This is a genomic window from Brevibacillus sp. AG, from assembly GCF_028369215.1.
In the GTDB taxonomy this organism is placed as follows: Bacteria; Bacillota; Bacilli; order Brevibacillales; family Brevibacillaceae; genus Brevibacillus; species Brevibacillus porteri.
In genome coordinates, this window is sequence record NZ_JAQMYO010000006.1 from 417,523 (window position 1) to 442,687 (window position 25,165).

Below are 25,165 nucleotides of genomic sequence, written 5' to 3' on the forward strand. Positions count from 1 at the left end.
TACGGAGGAGATAAAAATGATCGTAGTCATGGGAGCAACAGGAACCATAGGTCGTGCACTTTTAGAACGATTGATAGAGCTTGGTGTCCCAACCCGGGCATTGAGCAGAACGCCGGAAAAAATTCAGATGCTAATGGGAGAGCAGGCAGCATCTACGGTGGAAGTCGCAGCAGTGGAAGCTTCTGACCCTGAATCATTGCGCCGAGCGTTTGCGGGTGGGAATCAGCTCTTCCTTTCCCTTTCAAACAGTCCCAATCAGGTCGAGCTGGAAACATCGATGATTCGCATAGCAGCTGAGGCTGGAATCCAGCATATCGTGAAAATATCCAGTCCAGCATACGATGAAAAGGCGCCAGTCGCTGTAGCGGGATGGCACCAGGAAATCGAGAGCGCTTTATCAGAATCGGGTATGAAAAGTACCGTGCTGCGACCGTACGCCTTTATGCAAAATCTGCTCCGCTTCGCACCGACGATCAAGACGCAACATGGTTTCTTCGGTACGATGGGTGAAACAGCATGCAACTTTATCGATTGCCGGGATATCGCCGATGTTGCCGCAAAGGTATTGACCTACCCTGAAAAGGCAGGTCGTGTATACACCCTGACTGGTTCTGAGGTTTTCAGCTATCCGCAAATTGCGAGCAAGCTGTCCGAGCTGCTCGACCGCCCAATCACTTACATCAACAAGGATAGCGAAGTACTCCGCCGAGATCTGATGGAGTATGGAAACATGCCGGAGTGGCTCGCCAGTCACGTCGTTGAAATTCAAGCTATGTCAGTAGCGATCCCGGAAAAGCCGACAGATGACGTATGGCGTGTCCTCGGCAGAGAACCTCGCCAGCTGGACGCTTTTCTGCATGAACATATTGAAAAGTTCCGTTAATCAACAGCGTTATTTTCTAGCAGCGAAATTTCTTGCGCTTTCAGAAGAGCTTGTGTGCGATTGGTGACACCGAGCTTGCCATATATCCGATGTAGGTACACCTTGACCGTCCCGAGCGTATTTCCTAGCTCATCGGCAATCATCTTGTTGGATGCTCCTTGGGCCAGCATCGAAAGGATGATCATTTCTTTTCCGGTTAGCGGCTCGATCAAGGGAGCTTTTCTTTTCTCCATTTTCTTAGGGAAAAGGGATAGCAGTTGATTGACATACGCAGTCGAGACGGACGGACCAGGTGGTTGGGATCGTTTTTTCAAGCGTAGCTGGTAATCGTGCAAGAGGTGAGACATCGCCGTACCTTCGTCCAGAAAGCTACGGACGTAGCAGTTGTTTCCGCCAATCAAGAGTGCTTCGTGGAGGAAAGCCAGCGCTTCCTTTTTGTTGCCGCACTGCTGGTGAGCGAGTGCTTGCAGAACGGCGATGTCTACCTGACTGATCAATAGCTCCTCGCGTATACTGGATGGCTTTAGGAGCGCTAAAATACGCAAGGCTTCCTGTTCCTGCTGCTGGGCGAGCAGCAAACGGACATAGGTCAAAACCTCTAATTCTCTCTGAATGCTAGGCTGATTCAATATGGAAGGGGGAAGCTTGGACAACTCCGTTTTCGCTAAAGCGATGTCCCCTTCCTGGATCGCGATGTGTGCGAGAAATGCTTGTAATGGGCTGAACCAATAAGAAGCACCCCAGCTCGCGAGCATTTCTACTGTCTCTGAAACGATTTTGCGGGCCGCGACAAAATTCCCCTCTACCAGCTTGAGTTTGGCGGATGTCAGTACATAGGGGACGAGGAGGCCAGGTATTTGCTTGTGCAGGGCAACAAAACGAACGCGCTGTAGATAATCAAGGCTTTCTTCCAGCCTGTTTTCCTCGTAGAAACCCTCCGCTAAGGCCTGAACGACGTACAAGTTGATTAAGGAATCTTTCCAGCCATTTGCTTCGAGTATGGCAGAGAACTGATTGCCTACCACCTCTGTCTGCTCGGAAAGTATGCCTTTTAACCCGAATCTCGTACGCCGAATAAATGGTTCTGTCGTGTTGTAATTAAAATGGTAAAACAACGGACTCTCAGGCAACCCTCCGCTAAGCTGTGATGAACTGGCGATCCAGCGATCAAAATCCATTGTGGCGAACACCAAATTCGCTCGGACAAAAAACAGACCGCTCAAAAACTGACGATGCTCTGTGGAGTCTTCTATGAACGGGATATTTTGCTCCAATTTAGTGAGGGCCACCTCCGCCCTATCTATTTGAACGCACGTAATCAAGAGGAACGTATAGATCAGGCGAAAAAGTGGTGAAAAATAGTTCGCGTGATCAGGGATGCTGTCCAGCGTTCTGAGAAAGCTGGAAAACTCGCCGCGTTGGAGCAGCACCTGAGTATGTTGCTCCAGTAATCTTACAGCCAACGGATAATCGGCAGCGGCAATCGCATGATCGATCGCTTCGTCCATCAATCCGCGTTCCGCATAGCTCTCACTGGCTAGCCGATGCAGCTCACGTGCTTCTCCGGGAGCTGTCTGCTCCAGTTGACTGCGCAAAAAATCGGCAAACAAGTGATGGTACCGATACCACGTACCGTAATCATCCAGTGGGATTAAGAAAATGTTTTGGCGGTGCAAGCGGGTCAGCATTTGTTGGCACTGGGGCAGGCCGGTTAGAGCGTGGCACACGTGAGCGTCCATTCTCGCCAGCACAGAGGTTTTGAGCAAGAAGCTGCGCTCTTCTTCCGGAAGTCGCATGATCACTTCATGAAACAAATACTCCGAAATATTGCGATGAGAGCCAGTAAATCCAGCAAAAAATTGATCGTAGTTCTCCATATTCACGAGTGAAATGGCAGCGAGCTGCAAGCCGGCGATCCATCCCTCTGTACTTTTCACCAGTTGCTCGATTTGCATTTCGGTCAGAGGTAAATCGTGAACCTGCCGGTAAAAGCTGTCCGTCTCTTGATGACTGAAAAGAAATTGTCCCGACTCAATGTGACATACTTCATGACGTACGTTCCATTTGACTGTAGAAAAAGGCAACGTGTTGCGACTGGCGATGTACAGATGGACGTGGCTCGGGACATATTCCAGAAAATAAGCGAGACTGTTGTGAATCGTCTCATCCGAGATCACGTGGTAGTCATCGAGAATGATAGCAAGGGGCTGCGTCGTAGAAGCGAGTTCATTGAGCAGGGAATCGATGAAGGTCAAGATCGAGGTATGACTGGTTGCCTTCATGGCTGGTTCCATTCGTTCGGAGAGTTCTGCGAAGTCAGATTCAGACAGTGTAAATACGATGTATCTCCAAAAGCGAATCAAGTCATTATCCATCTCATCGAGTGAGAGCCATACAGTGGTACCGCCGTACTGATGCGCCCATTGACTGAGCAAGGTCGTTTTTCCATACCCGGCTGGGGCGTATAACGTGGTCAGTCGGCATTGCAGACCAGCGTCCATTTTTTGCAGTAGTCGGCTCCTGTGAACGCTATTCGATCGAACGGCGGGCATTGCTGTTTTGGTTTTCAGCATAATGGAATGATGGAGCATGTTTGTACCGTCCTATGTATTAGAATCGTATGTGTCCATTATACTTGTTATCGGCAAAAATCGACATTTGAAAAAAGAAAGAGTCTTTTGTCCCGAGATGCAGGTCCTAAACCGCCATCTTTTGCATGCCAGTCACTTTAAGGCGAGAAATTTCCATGGAAGCTAGACATGCTTCAACAGGCTTCACATCCCACGCCTTCTAGAATGAAAGCAAAAAGAGAGATGGGTTGAGGGGCATGAAGATTGGACGATGGAAACACGCGGTAATCGTGGTAGCTGCTGTGATGCTCTGTGCTGCAATGGGAACGGAATCTGTCGCGGTCCAGGCGAGCAGTGAAGGGGATGTGCAGGAGCAGGATTCTATTCAGGTAGCGTTTGTCGGGGATATGATTTTGGATAAGAGCGTCGGGAATCAGATCGGGCGGTACGGCGTAGATTATCCGTTTCAAAAAACAGGTGATTTTCTCAAGCAGGCAGACTTGACGATTGGCAATCTGGAGACACCAGTCAGTACGCGGGGACGTCCGGAGAAAAAGGAATATACCTATCGTGCGAAGCCAGAGTCGTTGCAGGGGCTCGTGAACGCGGGTTTCGACGTGGTCAATCTGGCGAATAATCATTCGCTGGATTACGGAATGGACGCCCTCTATGACACAATGGAGCATCTGAAAAAGGCAAAGATCGGTTACGTGGGGGCGGGGAAAAACGAGGAAGAAGCATTCGCACCCTACATCCAAACGATCAAGGGGAAACGCGTGGCAGTCATCGGGATCAGCCGTGTCCTTCCAAATGAGCGCTGGTATGCGCGAAAAAACAAGCCAGGTCTCGCCCATGCCTACTCTTATGAGCCGATGCTATCCCATGTAAAAAAGGCAGTGGCGGAGTCAGACATTACGATTGCGGTCATGCACTGGAATCTGGAATATAAGGATTACCCGGAACCACATGCGCGTGAGATGGCGAAAAAGCTGATCGACAGCGGTGTGGATGCCATTGTTGGGTCGCACAGCCATTCGATTATGGGTGTTGAGTTTTATAAAAAGGCGCCGATCTACTACAGCGTAGGGAATTTTGTGTTTACCACCTCGCGCAATCCGAAAGGTCGCGAAGCCATGATGGTCCAACTGACATTTTCAAAAGACGGGAGCAAGAGCCACGTGATCCCAGTGAAGCTCACGAACGGTCAGCCTGCTCCGATGGACGAGAAAAACAAAAAGCGGATCATCGACAAGCTCAACCGCATTTCCTATGGGGCGAGCGTTGACGCAAAAGGCGAGGTTAGCGAGTCTAAGCCTCAATAGCTGGTCTGCGCATCATTTCTCTTCGTGTAAAACCATATTGTTCGTATAAGCCATGAGCATCCCGAGTAGCAAGTATCATGCTCGTATGACGGATGTCTGGATGTTCCACCATCACTTCCATGAGCCATTTGCTCAATCCCTTACCTCGATGCTCCGGGTCGACGAAGACATCACACACCCAGGAAATCGTCGCGTAATCACTCACGACCCGGACGAATCCAGCCTGTCCATCCTCACTATACAATCCAAAACAGAGTGAATTTTCGATACTTTTTATGATCATTTCCTTGGAGCGTTCTGACGCCCAATACGTTGTCGACAGCCAATCGCTGATGCGCTCGATATCGAGTAAAGCTTTCTCATCACTGATTTTGTAAGGCAGTGTCGCGTGTCTTGCTTCCATCTGTATCCCTCCGTATATGTATTTACTCCTTTGCTTACGATTCACTATACTCAAGGGACTAGGGCGCATAAAGGAGAGAAAAGTGAATCTGTACCCACACAGATAACGGGGGAGTGAACGGGATGAAGAATAAATACGAAGTCGTGAAAGACAGCATCAAAGAACAGCTTCGTACCCATACAATCAAGCCAGGGGAGAAGCTGCCGTCGATTCGTACTGCATCCGAGCGTTGGTCGTGCAGTTTGAATACGGCGATACGAGCGTATCAAGAGCTGGAGAAGGAGCACTTGATTTATTCCATTCCCAAAAGCGGTTATTACGCGGTCCTTCGCCCTCTTCAAAGTACGCGTTTTCCAGAGGAGCGAATTGACTTTACGGCAGCCAGCCCCGACTCAGAAGTTATGCCATTCAAAGATTTCCAGCATTGTTTAAACCGTGCGATTGAATTATATGAAGATCAGTTGTTTTCCTATTCGGAGCCCCAGGGCTTTTTCTCCTTGCGTCGGGCATTGGAGAGCCATCTCGCCCAATCACAAGTGTTTGCATCCCCTTCGCAAATTTGCGTCGTTTCGGGAGCTCAGCAAGCGCTGCATCTGCTCGCCTCCATGCCGTTTCCAAATGGAAAGAATGCAGTGCTAGTCGAACAGCCTACCTTTCACGGCATGCTGCGTTCACTCGAGCTGCTGGGAGTTACCGTTCTGGGCATCCAGAGGACCGCGGCAGGCATCGACATGGATGAGCTGGAGCGGCATTTCCGCAACAATCAAATCAAGTTTTTCTACACGGTTCCCCGGTTTCACAATCCGTTGGGGACAAGCTATTCAACGGAACAAAAGAAACAAATCGCCAAGCTGGCTCAGCGCTACGATGTATACATCGTCGAGGATGACTATCTGGCGGACATGGAAACTAATCTAAAGACAGACCCGATCTACAGCTACGATCAATCAGGGCGTGTCCTGTACGTCAAAAGCTTTTCTAAGATCATGCTGCCCGGACTTCGATTGGCGACAGTCGTCCTACCCCCTTCCGTAATGGAAACGTTCCGGTTGTTTAAAGCATCGTGTGATTCCAGTACGGCCGTCTTGTCTCAGGCGGCTTTGGAGCTGTATTTGAATTGCGGGATGTACGACCATCATGCTGCTCTTGTCCGGGAACGCTATCGCCTGCAGATGGAAACATTGGCCGAGTGCTGCCGGCGCTATCTTCCCCCACAGCTTCACACACAAATCGGAACAGGCGGGATTTTTTCGAGAGTGCTGCTTCCCGATGAGCTAGACGCTCAGGATATCATTGCCGCGTTACACCAGCAAAACGTGCGGGTCATGTCCACGAACCAGAGCTATTTGCCTACCTTCCCGCGTGAAAACGGGTTACGAATTAGTATTATCCAAACAGATGCTGATAAGATAGAGAGAGGGATCGCCCTGTTAGCAGAGACGGCTACTGCACTCTTGCAAAAGCAAAGAAAAGAAGGTCAGTGGCGGATCATCGATTGGATATAGTGGTTATGCATATTTGAGGAATGGGCAGAATGGAGACGTATATCATCACGAAAAGGAGTGATTGTCAGTGCAAGCTATCACTACGTTTCTCATGTTCCATGGACAAGCGGAAGAAGCGATGAAGTTTTACACGTCTATTTTTGATCGCTCAGAAATCAAGCAGGTTATGCATCACGAGAATGGACAAGTCCTGCACGCTACCTTCACGTTAAAAGGCCAGACTTTCATGTGTATTGACAATACGAACGGTGACTATCATGTCTTTACCCCGGCGATTTCGTTATTTGTGGACTGCGATACAGAGGAAGAGGTTGACCGTGTTTTTGGACAGCTTTCCTTGGATGGACAAGTCCTTATGCCGCTTGGACAATATCCGTTCAGTGAAAAGTTCGGATGGGTTCAAGATCGTTACGGAATATCGTGGCAGATTCATTTACCGAAAAGATGATAGTTGAAAAGCCGGTACACCTCTTGGTACCGGCTTTTTCGTTTTTATGAAATAGCTGTAGTGGAGGGAAGAAGCGAATTTCCAGTCTACGCTTCGGCCTACGCCCCGCAAGGGGTATCACTGTCCGCTTATGAATAAATGGTGGGAGCGCTTCAAACGTAGAAGTTTCGAGGAAGTATTTCATAAGTGAAGCTGAAATTCCCCGCCATTTATTCAGAAGCTAAGATGGGCTCCAGAGGCGCTTGGACTGGAAATTCGCTTCTTCCTACGTAGCTTTTCGTTCATTTGTTGAGAGTGGTTCTAAGATGTCTTAGTTTCAACTGAATTGTCTTTCAGATGCTTCCTTGCGTTAACATACAAAACGTCTTAAAGATTCGAAGGATTCCACAGCTGTACGAAAGTCCTGTCACATGTTTGGAAGGAGACCGCCCGAACGAAGAGAGGATACAGGCGACTGGAAAACATGTGGCAGGGCTTCCCCCGACCACAACCGATGGAATATAGTCTTTTTGTCTACATCGTCATCAACTGACGAAAACTCCGCCGATAGCTCCACAGCAAATACATTTCCAAAATCGCGACAATCAGTCCCATAGCGAGCATGTCGGGATCGACAAACAGGTGGAACGTCAAGATGTTGACAGCAAGAGGCGCAGTGGCGGTTAGAGCCAGTGGGACGAAGCGGTTGGTTAGGAATAGCAATCCACAGATGATTTCGACGGTTTTGACCAGAACCAGCAAATACCCTTGCAAAAGCTCCATGGCAGCAGGACTGGTTGGAAAGATAGGCTCGAATCCAAACAAGACCATGTAACCATTCACACCTGCTCCAAGCAAAATCAATCCAAGGATGATACGGGCGAATACGGGCAATGTCCGTGCCATCAGGCATCACTTCCTTGTAGTGGAATAGGGCTGATGAAGTCTTCGAGGAAAGTATAACTCCACTTTGACCACCTGGTCAATACGCGTTATGATAGGAAAAAGAAGAACGGAGAGAAGGTGACGGACATAAAAGGAATTTGGCAGGACGAAACACTGGAGCCGAACAAGCGAAAACTGTTGGAAGCGGCCCTTGTTGAATTTTCCGCGAAAGGCTATGAACGAGGCTCCACCAATCAAATCGTTCAGAACGCAGGCGTATCAAAGGGGATGCTGTTCCACTTTTTCGGGAATAAAAAGGGACTGTTTCTCGCGATTGTGGATGCTTGTATCGAACGTTTTTTTGCCTGTATACAGGCGCGAATGGAAGCGGCGCCGCAAGACTTTTTTGCACGATTTCTTCATGTCAATCAAGCAAAAATGGCGCTCTTTGCCGAGGAGCCAGTTATTTATCAAATGGCAGTGGCGACCTTTTTCGATTATCCCGAGGAATGCCAGGCTGAGATCGAAGACAGAGAAACACAGTTCAATGCGCGATATATTCCCTTGTTTCTGGATCAAGTCGATACGTCATTGATCAAAGCGCAGTTCGATCCACAGAAGGCGCTGCATTTTTTGCTGTCGACTGTAGAGGCATTGACGCAAAAGTACGTCCGCGAAAACTACGATGCCAGCGATAAAGGCTTCGCACATGTCCAATCCTTTTTTGCGGAATTAGAATCGTATATGGAAATGATGAAGGTAGGACTGTATAGACAATCAGACAGTGGAGCATAAAGGGGAAAAATATATGGATGAGAAATGGACACGCCTGGTACATAACATGAACCCGTCAGCCAAGCTCCTTCGTGCATGGGAGCTAAAAGGCGGGATTTCTGCACAGGTTACCTCTCTAGAAATGGAGAGCCCTGACGGCACGAAGAAAAAAGTAGTCGTCCGCGAGCATGGTCAGGCTGACCTCAAGCGAAATCCGCAGATCGCATCAGATGAATTCAGACTGTTGCAAATACTGAAGTCAGCTGATTTGCCGACTCCAACGCCTTATCATCTCGAAGCAGCCAGCGATATGTTTCCGACACCGTGTCTTGTCATCGAATTCATAGAAGGAGAGACAGTCACCGCACCAGCCAACTTGTCCAGCTTTCTGCAACAAGCAGCTGAGGTGCTGACTCGCATCCATTCGGTAGACGCTACTAGACTGATGGGCACTTCTTTGCCGAAACTAGAAGAAGCGATAACGGAGAAGCTCCACAAAAGACCCGCGAGCCTGGACAAATCATTGGATGAGGGACTCATTCGCGAAGTGCTGGAGTCTGTTTGGCCGCTGCCGCAGTCGAATGCAGCATCTCTGTTGCATGGAGATTTCTGGCCAGGAAATACGATGTGGAAGGAAGAAAAACTGGCTGCTGTTATCGACTGGGAGGACGCTGCGATCGGCGACCCCTTATCTGATCTCGGCAATGCCAGACTGGAGATTTTGTGGGCATTTGGAGTGGAGGCCATGCATGAGTTTACGCTTCATTATCAATCTTCTGCCAGCAAGACACTCGATTATACCCAGCTTCCGTACTGGGATTTGTGTGCGGCACTGCGGCCAGCTTCGAACCTATCTGATTGGGGATTGGAAAAAAGGATAGAGGACACCATGCGTGAGCGACATTCTCTATTCGTGATGCAGGCGTGTGAAAAACTAGGCATTCCGTATAAAAGGCATACGATTAATGAGAGCCTCGAATAATCGGGGCTTTTTTTGTTTGGAAAAAACTGTTGACCGATCCGGTATCGATACCTATAATCTAATTCATAGTAAACAGGTAAGAATTATAAGTTATTGTTTTTTGATCCGACCGGACCACCGGAGGAGCTGGTTTCACTGAGTGAGTGGATATGAAGGAGGATCAACATGAAAAAAAGGTTTTCGCAAATCATTTCAAGCTTGCTATTAGGGACTCTGTTGGTCACAGGGTGCAGCTCCGAAGGCAGTGCGCCGGCTACCTCGACACAAACGGCGACTCCGTCGACAGAAGCATCAGCACCTGCTGCCAGCAAGGTGCAAGACATAAAAGACGGCATCAATTTGGCTACGGATTTATCCAAGCTGCCGGAAGCAGCAGCTAAAAGGACCGATACATTCATTGCGGGACTGACAGAGCCGGGTGGTGTATTTAACCCGTTCTTTTACCACAACGGCTACGATGGCAATGTCTCCTCAGCGATCTTCGAATCCCTGGTGGATGTCGATGCGACAGGAAAGCCAGTACCCAAGTTGGCGGAAAAATGGGACGTATCTCCTGACCAGCTCACGTATACGTTCCACCTGAGACCGAATCTGAAATTCAGCGATGGTTCACCGCTGACGGCAGAGGATGTGGCCTTTACACTGACGATTTTGCACGACAAAACGTACGATGGCGAAACGGACATTTTCGTAGCAAGTATCAAGGGTGGCCGTGAATACAAGGAAGGCAAAGCGAACACGATCGAAGGAATCAAAGTGATTGATCCACAGACGATCCAGATCACGACGGAGAAAGTGAACGCCAAATCTCTCGTTCTGTTAGGCGGGCAGGTGCTCTCCAAAGCGTACTACGGCAAGGAGTACAAACCAGGCAATCTGGAGTATCTCCGCACCCTGCACGGCAAGCCATTGGGAGCTGGACCTTACAAATTTGAGGCGTACATTCCTGGTCAAGAAGTCCGCTATCTCGCAAACGAGCACTATTTCGCGGGTAAGCCGCAAGTCGAACACTTTATCTACAAGACGACCGAAGGCGACGCTCTACAGTTTATCCAGACAGGGGAAATGGACTACAACTCCTTTACCGTCAACTCGGATAACATTGAGCAGTTGCAAGAGCTAGGATACGTGAATATCAATCTGTACACATCCAGTGCCTATTCGTACATCAAGTTCAATCATTCCAAGCCATTTTTCAAAGACAAGCGCGTCCGCCAAGCCTTCATCTACGGACTGGATCGCCAAAAGATTTTAGACCTGACCTACCAAGGATACGCGCAAGTCGCCAATGTACCAATCAGCCCTGTTTCGTGGGCCTATACGGAGGATGTCAATCCATACGCCTACAATCCGGAAAAGGCGAAGCAGCTCCTGGACGAAGCGGGCTGGAAGCCGGGCGCGGACGGTATCCGTGAAAAAGACGGACAAAAGCTGGTCGTGCATTACTACACGACAAAAGGAAAGCTGGGAGAGGTACTGATCCCGATTGCCAAAGAAAACTACAAAGAGCTGGGCATCCAGTTTGAAGCGGAAATGATGGACTACAACGCCGTTTTGGCACGGACGGAAAAAGGAGATCACGACCTTGCTTCGTTCTCGACCACGATGCTGATCGATCCAGATGACGGTGTAGACGCCTTCTCGACGAAAAAGGGCAAGAGCGGATTTACTGGAACGAATGGTTACTCCAATGCCAAAGTAGACGAATTGCTGGAAGCAGGTCTATCTACGCTGGACATCGAGAAGCGCAAAGCGATCTACAAAGACCTGTACAAAGAGCTGAGCGATGACCCACCGTACATCTTCCTCGGCTACCGCAAAATTTTGTCTGCGCACAACGGCAAGATCAAGGGCTTGGAGCCGAATCCGTTCACTGGCATTTCGACCAGCCTGCCTGGTATCAAATTTGAGTAACAAGTTCGAGTAACTGACTCACGAATGTTGTGCCCGGCCCTGGGGCTGGGCTTTCTTTTTTTCCCCAAGCATGAAAGGAGGCAAACGATGACGTCCTACTTCTTGAAAAGGGTCTTTTACATGGCGTTGACGCTCTTCGGCGCATCCATTTTGATTTTTTTCCTGTATGCTCTGACGCCCGGTGATTTCGTCGATACGAGTCCCAAGCTGACAGCGGAACGAAAGCTGGAGCTAAAAGCGATGTACGGGCTGGATAAGCCTGTCGTCGAACGGTATTTCATCTGGATGAAAAACGCCTTCCAAGGCGATTTTGGTTATTCCCTGCAATACCAGCAGCCAGTGATGTCGCTATTGAACGATTACATCTGGAATTCGTTTTTGCTCGCGATTACCTCCACCTTTTTTACGTGGCTGATCGCGATCTCTATCGGAGTACTGTCTGCTGCAAGGCAGCATTCCTGGTTCGATGCACTCGTGACGATCGGCGTTTTTGCAGCGATGTCATTGCCTGTTTTTTTCGTCGGGCTGCTGTTTATCAAGTTGTTTGCTGTCGATGCCAAGCTATTTCCCGCAGGAGGCATGATGACGATTGGCAGCAAGGAAACGGGGTTCGCCTATGCGTGGGACGTGGTCCAGCATATGTTTTTGCCTGTGACGGTGCTGACTTTACTGAGCGTGGGGACGCTGACTCGTTATTTCCGCACGAACATGCTGGAGGTCATTCAACAAGACTTCGTGCGCACGGCCCGGGCAAAAGGACTGAAGGAAAAAGTCGTCCTGCACAAGCACGCGCTGCGCAATGCACTCCTGCCCGCCATTACACTACTAGGCTTTGAGCTGCCAGCATTGTTCGGTGGGGCGATTATCACGGAAAAAATCTTTAACTGGCCCGGTGTCGGACAGTTGTACATGCAGGCGTTTTCTGTACGGGATTACCCGCTCTTGATGGGCTTTACGATGTTCCTGGCGATTCTCACCGTCATCGGAAATTTATCTGCTGATTTGCTGTACAGAGTGGCTGACCCGCGGGTTCGGTTGAAATAGGAGGGGAAACCATGGCATCAACGGTAAGTGAAGTAGCTGAGGTGACGAGACCGGAGCAGGTAGCGTTGCGTTCCTCCTTGTGGCACGAGGCGTTTTTGCGACTGAAAAAGAAGCGACTGGCCATGGTTGGACTTGTGTTTTTACTCGTCATGGCAGTGGTATGTTTCATCGGTCCGTTTTTTTCTCCGTACGCATCCGGCAAGATTAATACGGCCATGATCAACAAGCCGCCAAGCTTCTCCCATTGGCTCGGGACGGACAGCTTGGGCAGAGACATTTTGACGCGGTTGATGCAGGCTGGCCGAATCTCATTGACAGTCGGCATCGCTTCTATGGTGCTCTCCGTTTCTATTGGCGCCCTTCTTGGTGCACTGGCTGGCTTTTACCGCGGGTGGGTCGATCAAGTGATCATGCGCGTAGCAGACGTGCTCATGACCATTCCTGGTCTGCCGCTCTTGTTTATTATGGGCGCAGTCCTCTCCGAGTGGAAAATCCCGACCGACTACCGCATTTACATCGTCATGGTCATGCTGAGCCTAATCGGCTGGCCCGGCTTGGCGCGAATGGTCCGCAGCCAGATGCTCACCTTGCGTGAAAGTGAATTCATGCAAGCAGCAGAAGTACTCGGTCTGCGCGACAGACGCAAGCTATTCTTCCATTTGCTGCCCAATCTGACACCACTCTTGATTGTAGTTGCCACCTTGAATGTCGGCGGTGCGATCCTGAGCGAATCCGTATTATCGTACTTCGGCCTTGGAGTCGTTCCGCCAACGCCGACATGGGGCAACATGATGGATGCGGCGAATACCTTGATCGATTTTCAGAAAAGACCGTGGCTGTGGGTTCCTCCGGGTATTGCTATTTTCGCTACCGTCATTTCGATCAATTTGTTGGGGGATGGATTGCGAGATGCTTTGGACCCGAAGCAGAAGCGTTAAGGGGTGTTCTTGAATGATTTATAACTTCTTGAACCTTCTTTCAAGATAAAACTTCTCCCCCTCCACTACAGATACTTTTTATAAGAAAAGGCAGGTGAGCCAAGCATGAATGCTTTAGTCGAAATCCAAAATTTAAGCACCTACTTCAAGTCCGAACAAGGCGTGGTCAAAGCAGTCGATGCCCTCGAGCTGCGCGTCCATGAAGGAGAGACCGTATGCATCGTAGGCGAGTCGGGCTGCGGCAAAAGCGCGGCAGCCATGTCATTGATGAGACTAATCCCAGAGGCGGTAGGCAGTATCGTTTCGGGTGAGATATGGTTTGCAGGCCGTGATCTGCGAAAAGTCAGCAAAGAAGAGATGCGAAAGCTCCGCGGTAACGAGCTGGCCATGATTTTTCAGGAGCCGATGTCGTCACTCAATCCCGTACTGACCATCGGTGAGCAGATCATGGAGCCGATCATGGAACATCAAGGACTAAGTAAAAAAGCAGCCCAAGCACGAGCCATCGAGCTGATCGAGCTAGTCGGAATCCCGCGGGCAAAAGAAATCGCCAAATCGTACCCCCATGAATTGAGCGGGGGCATGCTGCAACGCATTATGATTGCCATCGCAATATCCTGCAATCCTCGACTGCTGATCGCTGATGAGCCGACGACTGCTTTGGATGTGACGATTCAGGCGCAAATTCTCGATCTGCTGCGCAAAATCAAGGATGAAGCCCAAACTGCGATTCTTTTTATCACGCATGATCTGGGGGTCGTTGCGGAGATGGCCGATCATGTGGTCGTGATGTACGCAGGGAAAGTGGTAGAGGTGTCTCCTGTCGTCGAGCTGTTCGAGGAGCCGAAGCACCCGTATACACAAGGCTTGCTTCGTTCCAAGCCTGTACTGAATCAGCGCAGAGCCAAGTTGTATTCCATCCCTGGTCAAGTACCGAATCCGACGACACTCGGTGAATCGTGCTATTTTCATGACCGATGCGATCAGTGCTTGGACATTTGCCGGGTGAAGCAGCCGCCTTTGCGTGATGGGGGAGACGGCAGAAAGGTCGCGTGCTGGCTGTATGAGGAGGAGAGCGTCCGTGGACAGTAATTTACTGGAAGTGCGCCGATTGAAAAAATATTACCCGATTACCGGAGGGCTTTTCGGCAGGACGATCGGCCATGTAAAAGCGGTGGATGACGTCAGCTTTTCCATCCCAAAAGGGGAGACGTTTGGGCTGGTCGGTGAATCCGGCAGCGGGAAAAGCACGACAGGTCGCACCATCCTGCGCCTTTTGGAAAAGACAGAGGGAGAAGTCCGTTTCCAGGGTATCGATGTGCACGCGTTGAATCGCCAAGAGCTCCGAGCATTGCGCCCACGGATGCAATATATTTTTCAAGACCCGTACAGCTCACTGAATCCACGCGTTCGAATCGGAGAAGCACTGGGGGAAGCGCTGCTTGATCACGGGCTGCTCCCACAAGCGGAGGTCAGAGAAAGAGTTTTAGAGGTCATGGCTTTATGTGGATTGGCGCCGTATCATGTCGATCGGTATCCGCATGAGTTCTCGGGCGGTCAGCGTCAACGGATCGGCATCGCACGGGCCATTATGATGAACCCTGATTTTATCGTCGCGGATGAGCCAGTATCTGCTCTGGATGTGTCGATCCAAGCCCAAATCATCAATTTGTTTGCAGAGTTGCAGGAGCAGAGGAAGCTGACGTACTTATTTATTTCGCATGATTTGAGCGTCGTGGAGCATCTGTGCACGAGGATCGGCGTCATGTATTTGGGGTCATTGATGGAGCTGGCACCTCGGGATGAATTGTTTTTGGAGCCGCTCCATCCGTACACCAAAGCATTGCTCTCCTCTGTGCCGCTCCCGATCCCAAAGAAAAAGCGCGAACGTATCGTCCTGCAGGGAGACATGCCAAGTCCGGCAAATCCTCCAGCAGGGTGCAAATTCCATACGCGCTGCCCGTATGTGAAAGACATTTGCCGACAGGAAGTGCCTGCTTTTCGGGAGGTTAGCACCGACAGATTTGTCGCCTGTCATTTGGTGTAAAGGGAATCATTGGGGGAACGAAGAACTGCACGGAGCATTGACCGATAGCAGAAGCGTATGGTAATATTTCCATATCATAGTAAATGTATCGGTTTTTAAATGATTAGCTGATCGGTCGACCAAAAGCTCCCGCGAGGACAAAGACAACCAAGCTGTCTAGTTTCGCAGGGAGCTTTCGGCAATCGAAGGAAAATGAGGTGAGAAAAGCCTCTTGCTGCCCAAACTGTTTGACATTGACAGTTATGGGCAGCAAGAGGTATTATCAGATCACAAAACAAAGTAAATAGGTAGGAATAATATACATTAATTTATCGAAACAGGAGGGTGGTCCCCATGGCAAAAGATGAGATTTCCCTAGACGATCCCTTATTAGAGAAAATCGCGCGCGCACTGGATGGTTTGGAATACGGTTCCATACATATTGTGGTTCACGATTCACAGGTCGTTCAGATTGAGCGAACGGAAAAATACAGACTCCCGGCGGAAAAGCCTGAGGCAAAGATTTCGCAAGCGCGCACCGGAAAATAGAAGAATAAGCGTGGAAAAAAGAGAGGAGGAAGGACTATGGCAGGCGTTCTTGTGGTAGGAGGAGATCGGGTAGCAGAAATCGAGAGCTTGTTACAGAACAAAGGGTTTCAGAATGTCTATCACGTATCAGGTCGCAAAAAATCCGATGTGAAGGCGACGATTCCTTCTGATACGGAGCTTGTTCTTGTCTTTATTAACTTCGTGAGTCACAGTTTGAGTAAAAATATAAAGAAGCTGGCGAAGCAAAAGCACGTCCCGATCGTTTTTTGTCGAAGGTCATGTGATGCGGTAGCCATGTATGAACCAGCGATAAGCTAGAGAGGACAGCCCCATATGCGCGAATGAATAGAAGTATTCAAGGATGAATACTTCTTTTTTGCGTGACAGAGACTACTGGTAGAAACTTGTCGGACCGACTCGGGTAAAAGTATTCAGCACTGAATAAAACCAACAAAAGGACAACCGAAAACACGAATGGCATAAAATTTGCAGAATATTTATTCAATAATCGGTTATCCGACTCAAACAAGGGGGTACAGCATGAACAGACCAGTTGTCCTAACAAGTCTCTTCGTTTTGCTTACGGGGCTATTTGCAGGCTGTAGCAGTGGCAATACGCCGACTCAAACCGCACCAGACAACCAGCAGCAACCAGCACCAGCACAGCAGGCAACTGCGAATCCTGCGGCAGAGCAGATCTTGCACATGAATGCAGCCGAGCCTGAAACACTTGATTCAGGCATGTCCAACGATGTCATTTCCGGCGCCTTCATCCGTTCGCTGTACGACGGGCTCGTTCGATTGGACAAGGATGGCAAGCCAGTCCATTCCGTTGCATCCGACATTCAAGTATCTGAGGACAAAAAGGTGTACACCTTTACTTTGCGCGACAGCAAGTGGAGCAATGGCGACCCGGTTACGGCTCAAGACTTCGCCTTCGGCTGGATGCGCGTGCTCAACCCGAAGACAGCCAGCGGCTCCGCCTACAAATATTATCCGATCAAAAATGCCCGCGCCTTTTACGAAGGAAAGGCGAAAGCGGAGGATGTCGGCATCAAGGTCGTCGATGACAAGAAACTGCAAGTCACCTTGGAAAACCCTACTCCTTACTTCCTGACACTTGCGACCTTCTACTATCCGGTCAATCAAAAGGTGGTAGAAGCCAATCCCGATTGGGCGAAAAAGCCCGAGTCCATCGTGACCAATGGGCCGTTCAAGCTGGTGAATTGGGAGCATAAAAACAAGATTGAGCTGGCCAAAAACGAGCACTATTGGGACAAAGACGTCGTGAAGTTCAACGAAGTCGAGTTTTCCATGATAGAGGATACGAATACCGAGCTGGAGCTGTTCAATAGCGGCGAGCTGGATTGGGCTGGCGGCCCGATTAGCGGTCTGCCTGCGGATGCCATTGGACCGTTACGCGACGAAGGCAAGCTGCAAACCATGAAACGTGCCACCAACTACTATCTCTTGTTCCAAACAGAGAAGCCGCCATTTACGAATAGCAAAATCCGCAAAGCGTTTGCCTATGCGATCAACCGCAGTGACATCGCAGAAAACATCGGCCAGGCCGGACAGACTCCCTTGATGGGCTTTGTCCCACTTTCCGCCTCCTTGAAGCCGGATGGGTATTTCAAGGATAACGACGTGGAGACGGCGAAACAGTTATTGGCAGAAGGAATGAAGGAGATGGGCATCGCCAAGCTGCCCGAAATCACTTATCTTTACAATACCTCCGACCTCAACAAGAAGATTGCCGAAGCATTGCAGGCTCAATGGAAACAAGCCCTCGGTGTGGACGTCAAGCTGATCAACAAAGAATTGAAGGTCATGTTTGACGATCAGGAGCAAGGGAAGTACATGATTTCCCGAACAGGCTGGACGGGAGATTACAACGACTCCGTCAACTTCCTGGAGCTGATGATGGAGAAGTACAGCTCCAATAACTCGACCTTCTGGTTTAGCGAGAAATACGTAGAGCTGGTGAAAAAGGCGTACGCCGAACCAGATGAGGCCAAGCGCAATCAGTATCTGGTCGAAGCGGAGAGCATCTTGATGGAAGAAATGCCGGTCACGGGTGTGTACTCCAGCGTCAATTCATGGGTACAAAATGAAAAGGTAAAAGGCATCACTGTAGATCCGTTGGGCTACATCGACTTCAAGTGGGGATACAAAGAACAATAGCGCTGAAAAGAAGTGGCCGACATAAAAATCCATGTGTGGGCCGTTTCGCGAGCGATGGGGGAGGAATTTTCATGACATGGCAGCAAGCAGTAGAAAACGTGCTGAAGGAAGCGCCCGGTATTTTTGGAATCGCAGCTGTTCATCTGGAAACAGGAGAGTCAGCAGGGCATCTGGATGAAGAGTTGTTTCAACTGGCGAGTGCATTCAAAATTCCGATTATGGTCACCTTGATGCGCGAGGTGGAAGCAGGACGAATCCGCCTCGACCAGCGTGTGACACTGAAATGGGAGGATCGCGTACCGGGGTCAGGCATTTTGCAAGAGCTGGATGCCGGAGCGGCCTTAACGGTAAAAGACTTAGCGACACTGATGACGATTGTCAGTGATAACTATGCGACGGACCAAATCATCGAGTTGATCGGCGGCATCGACAAGGTGAATGAGCACATGCATGAGCTGGGTCTTTCGCAGATTCATTTGACGCATAATTGCTGGGAGCTCCTCAACCACTGCGTGGGTATGAACGAACCTACACCTTCGCAGGCAGGGTTCGATGAGTTCATGCGCCGGGAAGAGTCAGGCAATTACGAATTGATCCACGATGTATCCATGCCTACCCCTGATAATAACGTAGCGACACCAGCCGAGCTAAACCGCCTGCTTATTATGATTGCGCGAAAAGAAATTCTCACGGAGTCCTCCTGCGAGCAGATGCTAGACATCATGCGACGTCAGCATTACAACAGCCGTCTGCCGTACTTGCTGCCAGAAGGAACAAAGGTCGCGCATAAGACAGGAACCGTCAATGCAGTCGTCAATGATGCTGGCATCATCTATTTGCCAGAAGGAAAAGGGATGATTGCGATCACGGCACTATCACGCGGTGTGACTGACAAAGAAGCGGCAGAGCTTACTATCGCTCGTGTTGCAAAAGCGATTTATGAGCAAACGATGGGGAGTTGATGAAAATGCCGGCATGGAAAGAACAGTTCCACACGTATGCACAGCAGCTGCTGGACGAGGCAAAGGCTCCGGGCGCAGCTATTGCTGTTGCACGTGATGGTGAGCTTTTGTACGAGGGGACATTCGGTTTTCGTGACAGAGAACAGCAACTGCCACTTTCCCTCGACACCGTTTTTGGCATCGCATCCATCACCAAATCGTTTACCTGCGTTGCGATCATGCAGTTGCAGGAGGGAGGCAAGCTGTCTGTCCACGATCCGGTCGTAAAATATTTGCCTGAGTTTCGGGCGGGCGACCACGAGCTGACAGCACGAATGACGATTCATCACTTCATGACACATACGCCTGGAATAGCGCCGATGCCTTACTTAGACGGCGCAATGAGGCGGAGCATGGAGAATGATCCTGCTGTCATTGGAACCAAAGCAGAGGAAGAACTGAAGACCGTGCCTTACTTGGATACGTACGAAGAAGTCACGAAAGCCATTGCTGGGTTCGAAGGGAAGCCGCTCTCAGAGCCAGGAGGTGCCTTTAGCTACAACAACGATGCGTATGGGCTTTTGGGGGCGATCATTGAACGGGTCAGCAACCAGACGTATGAAAACTACGTTGCGACGCATATTTTGCAGCCATTGGGTATGGACAGAACCGTTTTCTCCGTGGATGAATTGGCTGACAAGGATGACGTCACGATTTTGTATACCAACAAAAAAGTCGATGACGAAAACCAAATCATTGCAGCACCCATCTGGCACGATGCCCCAGCAATGCGAGCGGCAGGGTTCCTCAAATCCACGGTGAACGATCTGCTCGCCTATTTGGAAGTCTTTCGTCAGGGAGCAGCGGGAAAACCGACACCTATTCTGTCTGCGGATAGCGTCAGGCAGATGCTCACTCCCTTGGCTCGTGTGGACGGGCACCGCTCATACGGCTATGGTCTGATGGTCTCGCCTGCCTTTCCAGATGGCTTGCTGGTAGAGCATGGCGGATCGCTGAAGGGAATCAGCTCGCACATTTTCTCGGTTCCGGATCAAGGGATTACGGGCGTGATTCTGGTCAATCTCGATGGAGTGAGTGTCCGAGAGTTGGTTCTCGGCTTTTTGAACAGTTTTTTTGCAAGGCCGGCTGGCGCTCCGGTCTATGCCTATGATCCATACGAGGTCGCTGATGAGCAATTGTCACTGTACGAAGGTCGCTACTCTTCGCAGGAATGGGTAAGCGCATCGATAGCCAAAAGCGAAGGCAAGCTATTCTTGGAGGTGGATGGTCTCTCGTATCCACTGATACCCGTACAAAAAGACAGCTTCGTTTTCCAAAAAAGAGATTCCATCCCTTGGATTGAGTTTTTCCGGGATGAAGACGGGCAAATAGATAGGATGAGCTACGGATTGCGTCAGTTGACGAGGGAATCCACAAAATAAGCCAAGTGAAAAGGGGAAACAAAAGAATTTAAAAAAAGCGGTTGCCAATCAGGCAGCCGCTTTTGTCTTTGTTTTGCTTTCTATGCCCGATCCAAGCCATAATAGAGACAATACATACAGGATGTGATTACGCTTGCAGATCATTGTTTTTGACCTTGAAACGACACTAACGTATCAGAGAGACAAGATCCCGGAAATTATTGAGATCGGAGCGGCAAAAGTCGTGCCCGGAAAAAATGGCGTGGAGGTCGACACATTTCAGCGCTACACCTTTCCAGCCATTGAGCGCCGAATCACAGAGAGGACGCGTAAGTTCATCGGTCTCGATAAAGAGAATATGCCAACCTTTATCCCGTTTCGCCGGGCATTCGCAGAATTTATGGAGTGGATTGGCAACGATTCTGAATACTACCTGTGCACTTGGGGGCAAGACGACAAGCGTTTGATGATCGAGCATTGTGCGCGATTTGGTTTGGACTTCAACTGGATGCGGAATTACAACGACATCCAGCCGCCGATTAGCATGCTTTTGGCTGATCGCAAACAGATGAGCCTGAAAGAAGCGATCGACACGGCAGGAATCATCCAGGAGGGCAGACTGCACTCGGCCTTGGTCGATGCCATCCACACAGCTCATTTGCTCATCAAATACAACAAGACTGTGCACCTGAAAGAAAACACGCCAGAAGAGAACTACAATTTGTCGAGCTCGTTGTACATTACGTGCCGATCTTGCAAAAAAAGCAAATATTACACGGCTTTCGGGCGAAAAAGCAGGAGATGCGAGGCTTGCTTGCAACATCGCAAGAAGTTGGAAAAAGCCGCAGAAGCAGCAACCGTCCAGCAGAGTTAACGGGAGAGAACGGAGGAGTGCGTAGATGATACGACAAGCACAATCCAATGACAAAGAGACAATCGTCACGATGATTGGCGAAGGCATGCTTTGGAGGACAGAAGAGATTGGCGATATCGTGGAAAAGGCTACGGTTTACATCTGGGAGGAAAACGATCAAATCATGGGCTGCGGCACATATGATTTGAACTCCTCTGGCGAAGTCGGAACAGCAGAAATATACGTCTATACACGACCAGATCATCGAAAGCGAGGAATCGGCTCTCGGCTGTTCGATAAGCTGTGGCTGGAACTGCAACAGCACGAGGAGAAGCCAATGGCCGTCATGGCTACCTACCGCGTAGAACACGGGCAGGGTGCTGATTTTTTTGCCAAGAGAGGTTTTGCTTCTATCTGGGGCCACCATCTGATGAAATACACAGGAGAGATCGGGCCGGAACCGACACTCGACGTACGAAAGTTCATCGAATCCGATATGGAGATGTACATCCAATCGCAGAGTGACGCTTACTACGAGGTGCGCAAAGGCATTGATCTTCAGCCATACCGTCTGGCGGATTATCCTGAGAAAACGATGAACGCATGGAAAAACTGGCTGCTAGGTGAGATGAGAGAGGACATTTATTTGTTCGAGCATGAAGGAGTATTCGTCGGGTCCTTGATCATCACAGGGCATGGCGAGGTCTACGATGTGTTCGTAGATCCCGTGCATCAAGGCAAAGGCTACGGCAAAGAGCTTGTCCGTTTTTTTGTGAATCGGACGCTGGAAAAGGGTTTGAAGCCGCATCTCGTCACAGGTACCCACAATGAACCTGCGATTGCATTGTACGAACGGACAGGCTTTCAGACGTTTCAGACGACCACGACAGCGAAGAGAGACTTTGCGTAATCCACTCATAAAAAAATGCCGCAGGGATTAGACCCAAGCGGCATTTTTCATGTGACCGATAACCTATACTCCGAGCAGGAGCAGGATAATGGACGTCAGACTAAAGCAAACACTGATCAAGCACAGGAAGGTGACGACCTGTTTTGGATTGAGTCCAGAACGCAGCAGGCGATAATGAACTTGACTGGCATCTGCTTGATAGATCGGCTTTCCTTGTAGGAAGCGTTTGGTCACTACAAACAGATTGTCAAAAATCGGCACACCGAGTGCTAAAATCGGAATGAACAAGGAGAGAACCGTTGCCTGCTTAAAGGCACCATCCAACGCGATAACCGCCAAGATAAAGCCGAGGAAGGTCGCGCCTGCATCTCCCATGAAAATTTTGGCCGGCGGCTTGTTGTACCGCAGATAAGCCAAGGCAACACCGATCAGACTGATCGCCATGATCGCAGATGTGCTTTGTCCTTTTACCAAGGCAACCACGAAGAGCGTGCCTGCGGAAATCGCAGAAAGCCCTCCAGCCAAGCCATCCATGCCATCCGAAAAATTGATGACCGTCGTTACTCCGAAAATCCACAGAATGGTCAGGATGAATTGCAACCATTCCGGAAGCAATATGTATTCGCCACTCAATGGATTGTAAAAGCCGGAAAAAGTAATACCCGACAAGTAGACAATCACGGCGGCCGATACTTGGACGATCAGCTTTGGTAAGGCGGAAAAATCCTTGCCTTGCGTCTTGTACCAGTCATCAATGGTACCGATAATAAGCAGCAGTAGTGAGCCTGTTAGAACAGCAATCGTTTGCCCAGTCGATTCTTTCGAGAAGAGCAAAAACGATGCAGCAAAGCCGACAAAAATAGCGTAGCTGGCTGTCAATGGGATAGGCTCCCGGTGAATCTTTCTTTCCACGTCTTTACGTGGCTTGTCCACAAAATCAAGGCGAAATGCCAATTTAGCCAGAGGCGGAATCAGCACCATAACGATACAAAACGACAGGAAAAACGAAAGAGCGTACGTTATCGTAACCATCTCCTACAGGTAGTGAGCTTTCTATTGCAAAGATACTCGCATACTGTGTTGTTTGACAAGTCTATTATAGGAAGGATTCCAAATTTTGTCGACTCTTGTAATCACGTGAGGATGAGGTACCAAAAAAAGTTGGTACTTATCTCCAGTAGATCCGATCCCTATAATCCTTCGTAGGAGGGATCCACATGGAATACATGGCATTATGGTTTATCCTAGGAATCATTTTTTCCATAACACTCGCCGCGAAGCAGATCAGGCCTTGGCTGAAATTCGTTATATTCGGTTACTACCTCGTGCTATCTTACTTATTTGTCTCACGTAAAGAACAGATATATAGTGAATATCATCGGGTGCCCGTGCCGGAGCAGTTCTGGGAAACCAACTCGGATTGGGTGGGATTCATACTCGGTTTTTATTTTGTTCCATTTCTCCTCATCCTGCTGTTCATATACTTTTGGTTGTTTCGAAATGCCAACAGTGTGAAGAAACGGTTTTTCATTGCCCTTACCATTGTACCCGCAGCGATTATCTATCTATGCTTGCTGTTTGTTTTCAGTATGTACGGATATCGACCTTGATAAAGAGATGTTAGATTCGGAGGGGCTCTTATGAAGTCAGCGCTTTGTTATCGGGAAGGAACCGAGTTTTCAGAGGAAGAACTGCGTCAGCTGTCCCAATTGCTGATCGATGTCGTGGAGGATGGGGCTTCCCTTGGGTTTTTACCGCCTATGCAGCTGGAAGAAGCACGTGCCTATTGGAATTCGGTGTCCCATGAACACATGAAAATTTGGGTAGCTATACAGGAAGATGTCATCGTCGGAACCATCCAGTTGCATCTGGTGAGCCGTGCAAATGGATTGCATCGAGCAGAAATCGCCAAGCTGATGGTTCATCCTACTGCGCAGCGTCAAGGGATTGGGCGTGGACTAATGCTGCTGGCAGAGGCAAGGGCCCTTGCTGAAAACCGCAGCCTCCTCGTTTTGGATACACGAGCGGGAGACCCTTCCAACCAGTTGTATCAGTCGATGGGCTATCAAGAAGCAGGACGGATTCCGGGGTTTGCCCGAGCGGCTGATGGTAGCTTGCATGATACCGTCCTTTACTTTAAAACATTGGAATAGTCGTACAAGCTACAAGCGGACGGTTAACAGGCGTCCGTTTTTTTGTTTTAATAGTATGAAAAAAGCTGGGGAGGTTCTCATGAAGGTATCCAAGCTTAGGTCTGGCCAAGAGGTTATCATCCGTTTAGGAAAAATCACTGACGCAGAAGCCTTTATTGCATTCGTACATCGCGTATCAGGAGAGTCGGATAATTTGTCATTTGGACAGCAAGAATGGACAGTCACCCCTGATGAGCAAAAAGAAAACATCAAAAGATGTCTAGAAACTCATAATCAACTGTTTTTAATGGCAGAGGTGGACGGGAGAATTGTGGGGAACCTGACTTTTCGAGGGGGGATCCGATCGCGGACGCAGCATGTAGGTGAATTTGGGATAGGCTTCAAGGAATTTGGTACGTTGACGAGAGATTTTATGATTGAGGATACATTCTACGACTGTCTCTACATGGGCATCGAAATAGACTGAGGAATAGACCGTCAG

Annotated in this window: 25 protein-coding genes; 21 read left to right on the top strand and 4 right to left on the bottom strand. The window is 49.4% G+C overall.

The genetic code is table 11. The features are described 5' to 3' along the window. The first annotated feature begins 16 nt into the window (after positions 1 to 16). Positions 17 to 883 carry an SDR family oxidoreductase gene (locus POF51_RS18335; RefSeq protein WP_069848450.1) on the top strand — a complete coding sequence of 289 codons (867 nt, stop codon included), beginning with the start codon at positions 17 to 19 and terminating at the stop codon, positions 881 to 883. Here POF51_RS18335 and POF51_RS18340 read toward each other — a convergent pair. Beyond that, positions 880 to 3,474 (bottom strand): LuxR C-terminal-related transcriptional regulator, encoded by a 2,595-nt coding sequence (locus POF51_RS18340; protein ID WP_271755855.1) that lies wholly within the window; start codon positions 3,472 to 3,474, stop codon positions 880 to 882. The two genes, POF51_RS18335 and POF51_RS18340, sit on opposite strands and share 4 nt — an antisense overlap. A gap of 236 nt (positions 3,475 to 3,710) precedes the next feature. Here POF51_RS18340 and POF51_RS18345 point away from each other — a divergent pair, with 236 nt between their 5' ends. Next, a complete protein-coding gene (locus tag POF51_RS18345) occupies positions 3,711 to 4,775 on the top strand; it encodes a CapA family protein (protein WP_271755856.1) in 1,065 nt (354 codons plus the stop codon). On the opposite strand, the gene POF51_RS18350 is transcribed toward POF51_RS18345, so the two are convergent. Beyond that, positions 4,762 to 5,178, bottom strand: a complete 417-nt coding sequence (locus POF51_RS18350) for a GNAT family N-acetyltransferase (RefSeq protein ID WP_069848443.1) — start codon at positions 5,176 to 5,178, stop codon at positions 4,762 to 4,764. The genes POF51_RS18345 and POF51_RS18350 overlap by 14 nt on opposite strands. A 122-nt stretch (positions 5,179 to 5,300) precedes the next feature. Between POF51_RS18350 and POF51_RS18355 the strand changes: the two genes are divergently transcribed. Beyond that, on the top strand, positions 5,301 to 6,683 hold the full coding sequence (locus POF51_RS18355) for an aminotransferase-like domain-containing protein (RefSeq protein ID WP_271755857.1): 1,383 nt from the start codon (positions 5,301 to 5,303) through the stop codon (positions 6,681 to 6,683). 61 nt (positions 6,684 to 6,744) lie between these two features. Beyond that, complete coding sequence (locus POF51_RS18360; RefSeq protein WP_271755859.1) at positions 6,745 to 7,131, top strand: VOC family protein; 387 nt, start codon at positions 6,745 to 6,747, stop codon at positions 7,129 to 7,131. Between the two features lie 513 nt (positions 7,132 to 7,644). Here POF51_RS18360 and POF51_RS18365 read toward each other — a convergent pair. Then, positions 7,645 to 8,016 (bottom strand): hypothetical protein, encoded by a 372-nt coding sequence (locus tag POF51_RS18365; RefSeq protein ID WP_069848438.1) that lies wholly within the window; start codon positions 8,014 to 8,016, stop codon positions 7,645 to 7,647. A 117-nt stretch (positions 8,017 to 8,133) separates the two neighbouring features. Between POF51_RS18365 and POF51_RS18370 the strand changes: the two genes are divergently transcribed. The 14 genes from POF51_RS18370 to POF51_RS18435 all read left to right on the top strand — a co-directional run bounded on the left by POF51_RS18370 (position 8,134) and on the right by POF51_RS18435 (position 22,531). Further along, positions 8,134 to 8,790: a TetR/AcrR family transcriptional regulator gene (locus POF51_RS18370; protein ID WP_069848435.1), complete on the top strand. Its 657-nt coding sequence runs from the start codon at positions 8,134 to 8,136 to the stop codon at positions 8,788 to 8,790. A 13-nt stretch (positions 8,791 to 8,803) separates the two neighbouring features. Next, entirely contained in the window at positions 8,804 to 9,751 is a 948-nt protein-coding gene (locus POF51_RS18375) for a phosphotransferase family protein (RefSeq protein ID WP_069848433.1), read from the top strand. A gap of 165 nt (positions 9,752 to 9,916) precedes the next feature. Continuing rightward, the gene (locus POF51_RS18380; RefSeq protein ID WP_069848431.1) at positions 9,917 to 11,665 is read left to right on the top strand and encodes an ABC transporter substrate-binding protein; all 1,749 of its coding nucleotides are present in this window, start codon (positions 9,917 to 9,919) and stop codon (positions 11,663 to 11,665) included. A gap of 87 nt (positions 11,666 to 11,752) precedes the next feature. Beyond that, a complete protein-coding gene (locus POF51_RS18385) occupies positions 11,753 to 12,709 on the top strand; it encodes an ABC transporter permease (RefSeq protein ID WP_069848429.1) in 957 nt (318 codons plus the stop codon). A gap of 11 nt (positions 12,710 to 12,720) precedes the next feature. After that, positions 12,721 to 13,647, top strand: coding sequence for an oligopeptide ABC transporter permease (gene opp4C, locus POF51_RS18390; protein ID WP_069848428.1), 927 nt, complete (start codon positions 12,721 to 12,723; stop codon positions 13,645 to 13,647). Positions 13,648 to 13,752: 105 nt separating this feature from the next. Next, positions 13,753 to 14,739: an ABC transporter ATP-binding protein gene (locus tag POF51_RS18395; RefSeq protein WP_069848426.1), complete on the top strand. Its 987-nt coding sequence runs from the start codon at positions 13,753 to 13,755 to the stop codon at positions 14,737 to 14,739. Further along, complete coding sequence (locus POF51_RS18400) at positions 14,729 to 15,694, top strand: ABC transporter ATP-binding protein (protein WP_271755861.1); 966 nt, start codon at positions 14,729 to 14,731, stop codon at positions 15,692 to 15,694. Before POF51_RS18395 ends, POF51_RS18400 begins: the two co-directional genes overlap by 11 nt. Before the next feature lie 333 nt (positions 15,695 to 16,027). Beyond that, entirely contained in the window at positions 16,028 to 16,222 is a 195-nt protein-coding gene (locus POF51_RS18405; RefSeq protein ID WP_069848422.1) for a YezD family protein, read from the top strand. A gap of 36 nt (positions 16,223 to 16,258) precedes the next feature. Continuing rightward, positions 16,259 to 16,540 (top strand): DUF2325 domain-containing protein, encoded by a 282-nt coding sequence (locus POF51_RS18410; protein WP_007729617.1) that lies wholly within the window; start codon positions 16,259 to 16,261, stop codon positions 16,538 to 16,540. Positions 16,541 to 16,762: 222 nt separating this feature from the next. Further along, positions 16,763 to 18,406: a peptide ABC transporter substrate-binding protein gene (locus POF51_RS18415; protein WP_069848420.1), complete on the top strand. Its 1,644-nt coding sequence runs from the start codon at positions 16,763 to 16,765 to the stop codon at positions 18,404 to 18,406. A gap of 71 nt (positions 18,407 to 18,477) precedes the next feature. Continuing rightward, entirely contained in the window at positions 18,478 to 19,368 is an 891-nt protein-coding gene (locus POF51_RS18420; protein ID WP_069848417.1) for a serine hydrolase, read from the top strand. Positions 19,369 to 19,373: 5 nt separating this feature from the next. Then, on the top strand, positions 19,374 to 20,789 hold the full coding sequence (locus POF51_RS18425) for a serine hydrolase (RefSeq protein ID WP_083261656.1): 1,416 nt from the start codon (positions 19,374 to 19,376) through the stop codon (positions 20,787 to 20,789). A gap of 133 nt (positions 20,790 to 20,922) precedes the next feature. Next, positions 20,923 to 21,642, top strand: a complete 720-nt coding sequence (locus POF51_RS18430; RefSeq protein ID WP_017251200.1) for a 3'-5' exonuclease — start codon at positions 20,923 to 20,925, stop codon at positions 21,640 to 21,642. A gap of 25 nt (positions 21,643 to 21,667) precedes the next feature. Then, the gene (locus POF51_RS18435) at positions 21,668 to 22,531 is read left to right on the top strand and encodes a GNAT family N-acetyltransferase (protein ID WP_271755864.1); all 864 of its coding nucleotides are present in this window, start codon (positions 21,668 to 21,670) and stop codon (positions 22,529 to 22,531) included. A 63-nt stretch (positions 22,532 to 22,594) separates the two neighbouring features. Here POF51_RS18435 and POF51_RS18440 read toward each other — a convergent pair whose 3' ends face one another. Further along, positions 22,595 to 23,563, bottom strand: coding sequence for an MraY family glycosyltransferase (locus POF51_RS18440; protein WP_017251198.1), 969 nt, complete (start codon positions 23,561 to 23,563; stop codon positions 22,595 to 22,597). 185 nt (positions 23,564 to 23,748) lie between these two features. Between POF51_RS18440 and POF51_RS18445 the strand changes: the two genes are divergently transcribed. From POF51_RS18445 to POF51_RS18455, 3 genes are all read left to right on the top strand, one after another. Continuing rightward, entirely contained in the window at positions 23,749 to 24,141 is a 393-nt protein-coding gene (locus POF51_RS18445; RefSeq protein ID WP_017251197.1) for a hypothetical protein, read from the top strand. Between the two features lie 30 nt (positions 24,142 to 24,171). Then, positions 24,172 to 24,684 carry a GNAT family N-acetyltransferase gene (locus tag POF51_RS18450; RefSeq protein WP_069848406.1) on the top strand — a complete coding sequence of 171 codons (513 nt, stop codon included), beginning with the start codon at positions 24,172 to 24,174 and terminating at the stop codon, positions 24,682 to 24,684. 79 nt (positions 24,685 to 24,763) lie between these two features. Continuing rightward, entirely contained in the window at positions 24,764 to 25,150 is a 387-nt protein-coding gene (locus POF51_RS18455; protein WP_069848404.1) for a hypothetical protein, read from the top strand. Positions 25,151 to 25,165: the final 15 nt, after the last annotated feature.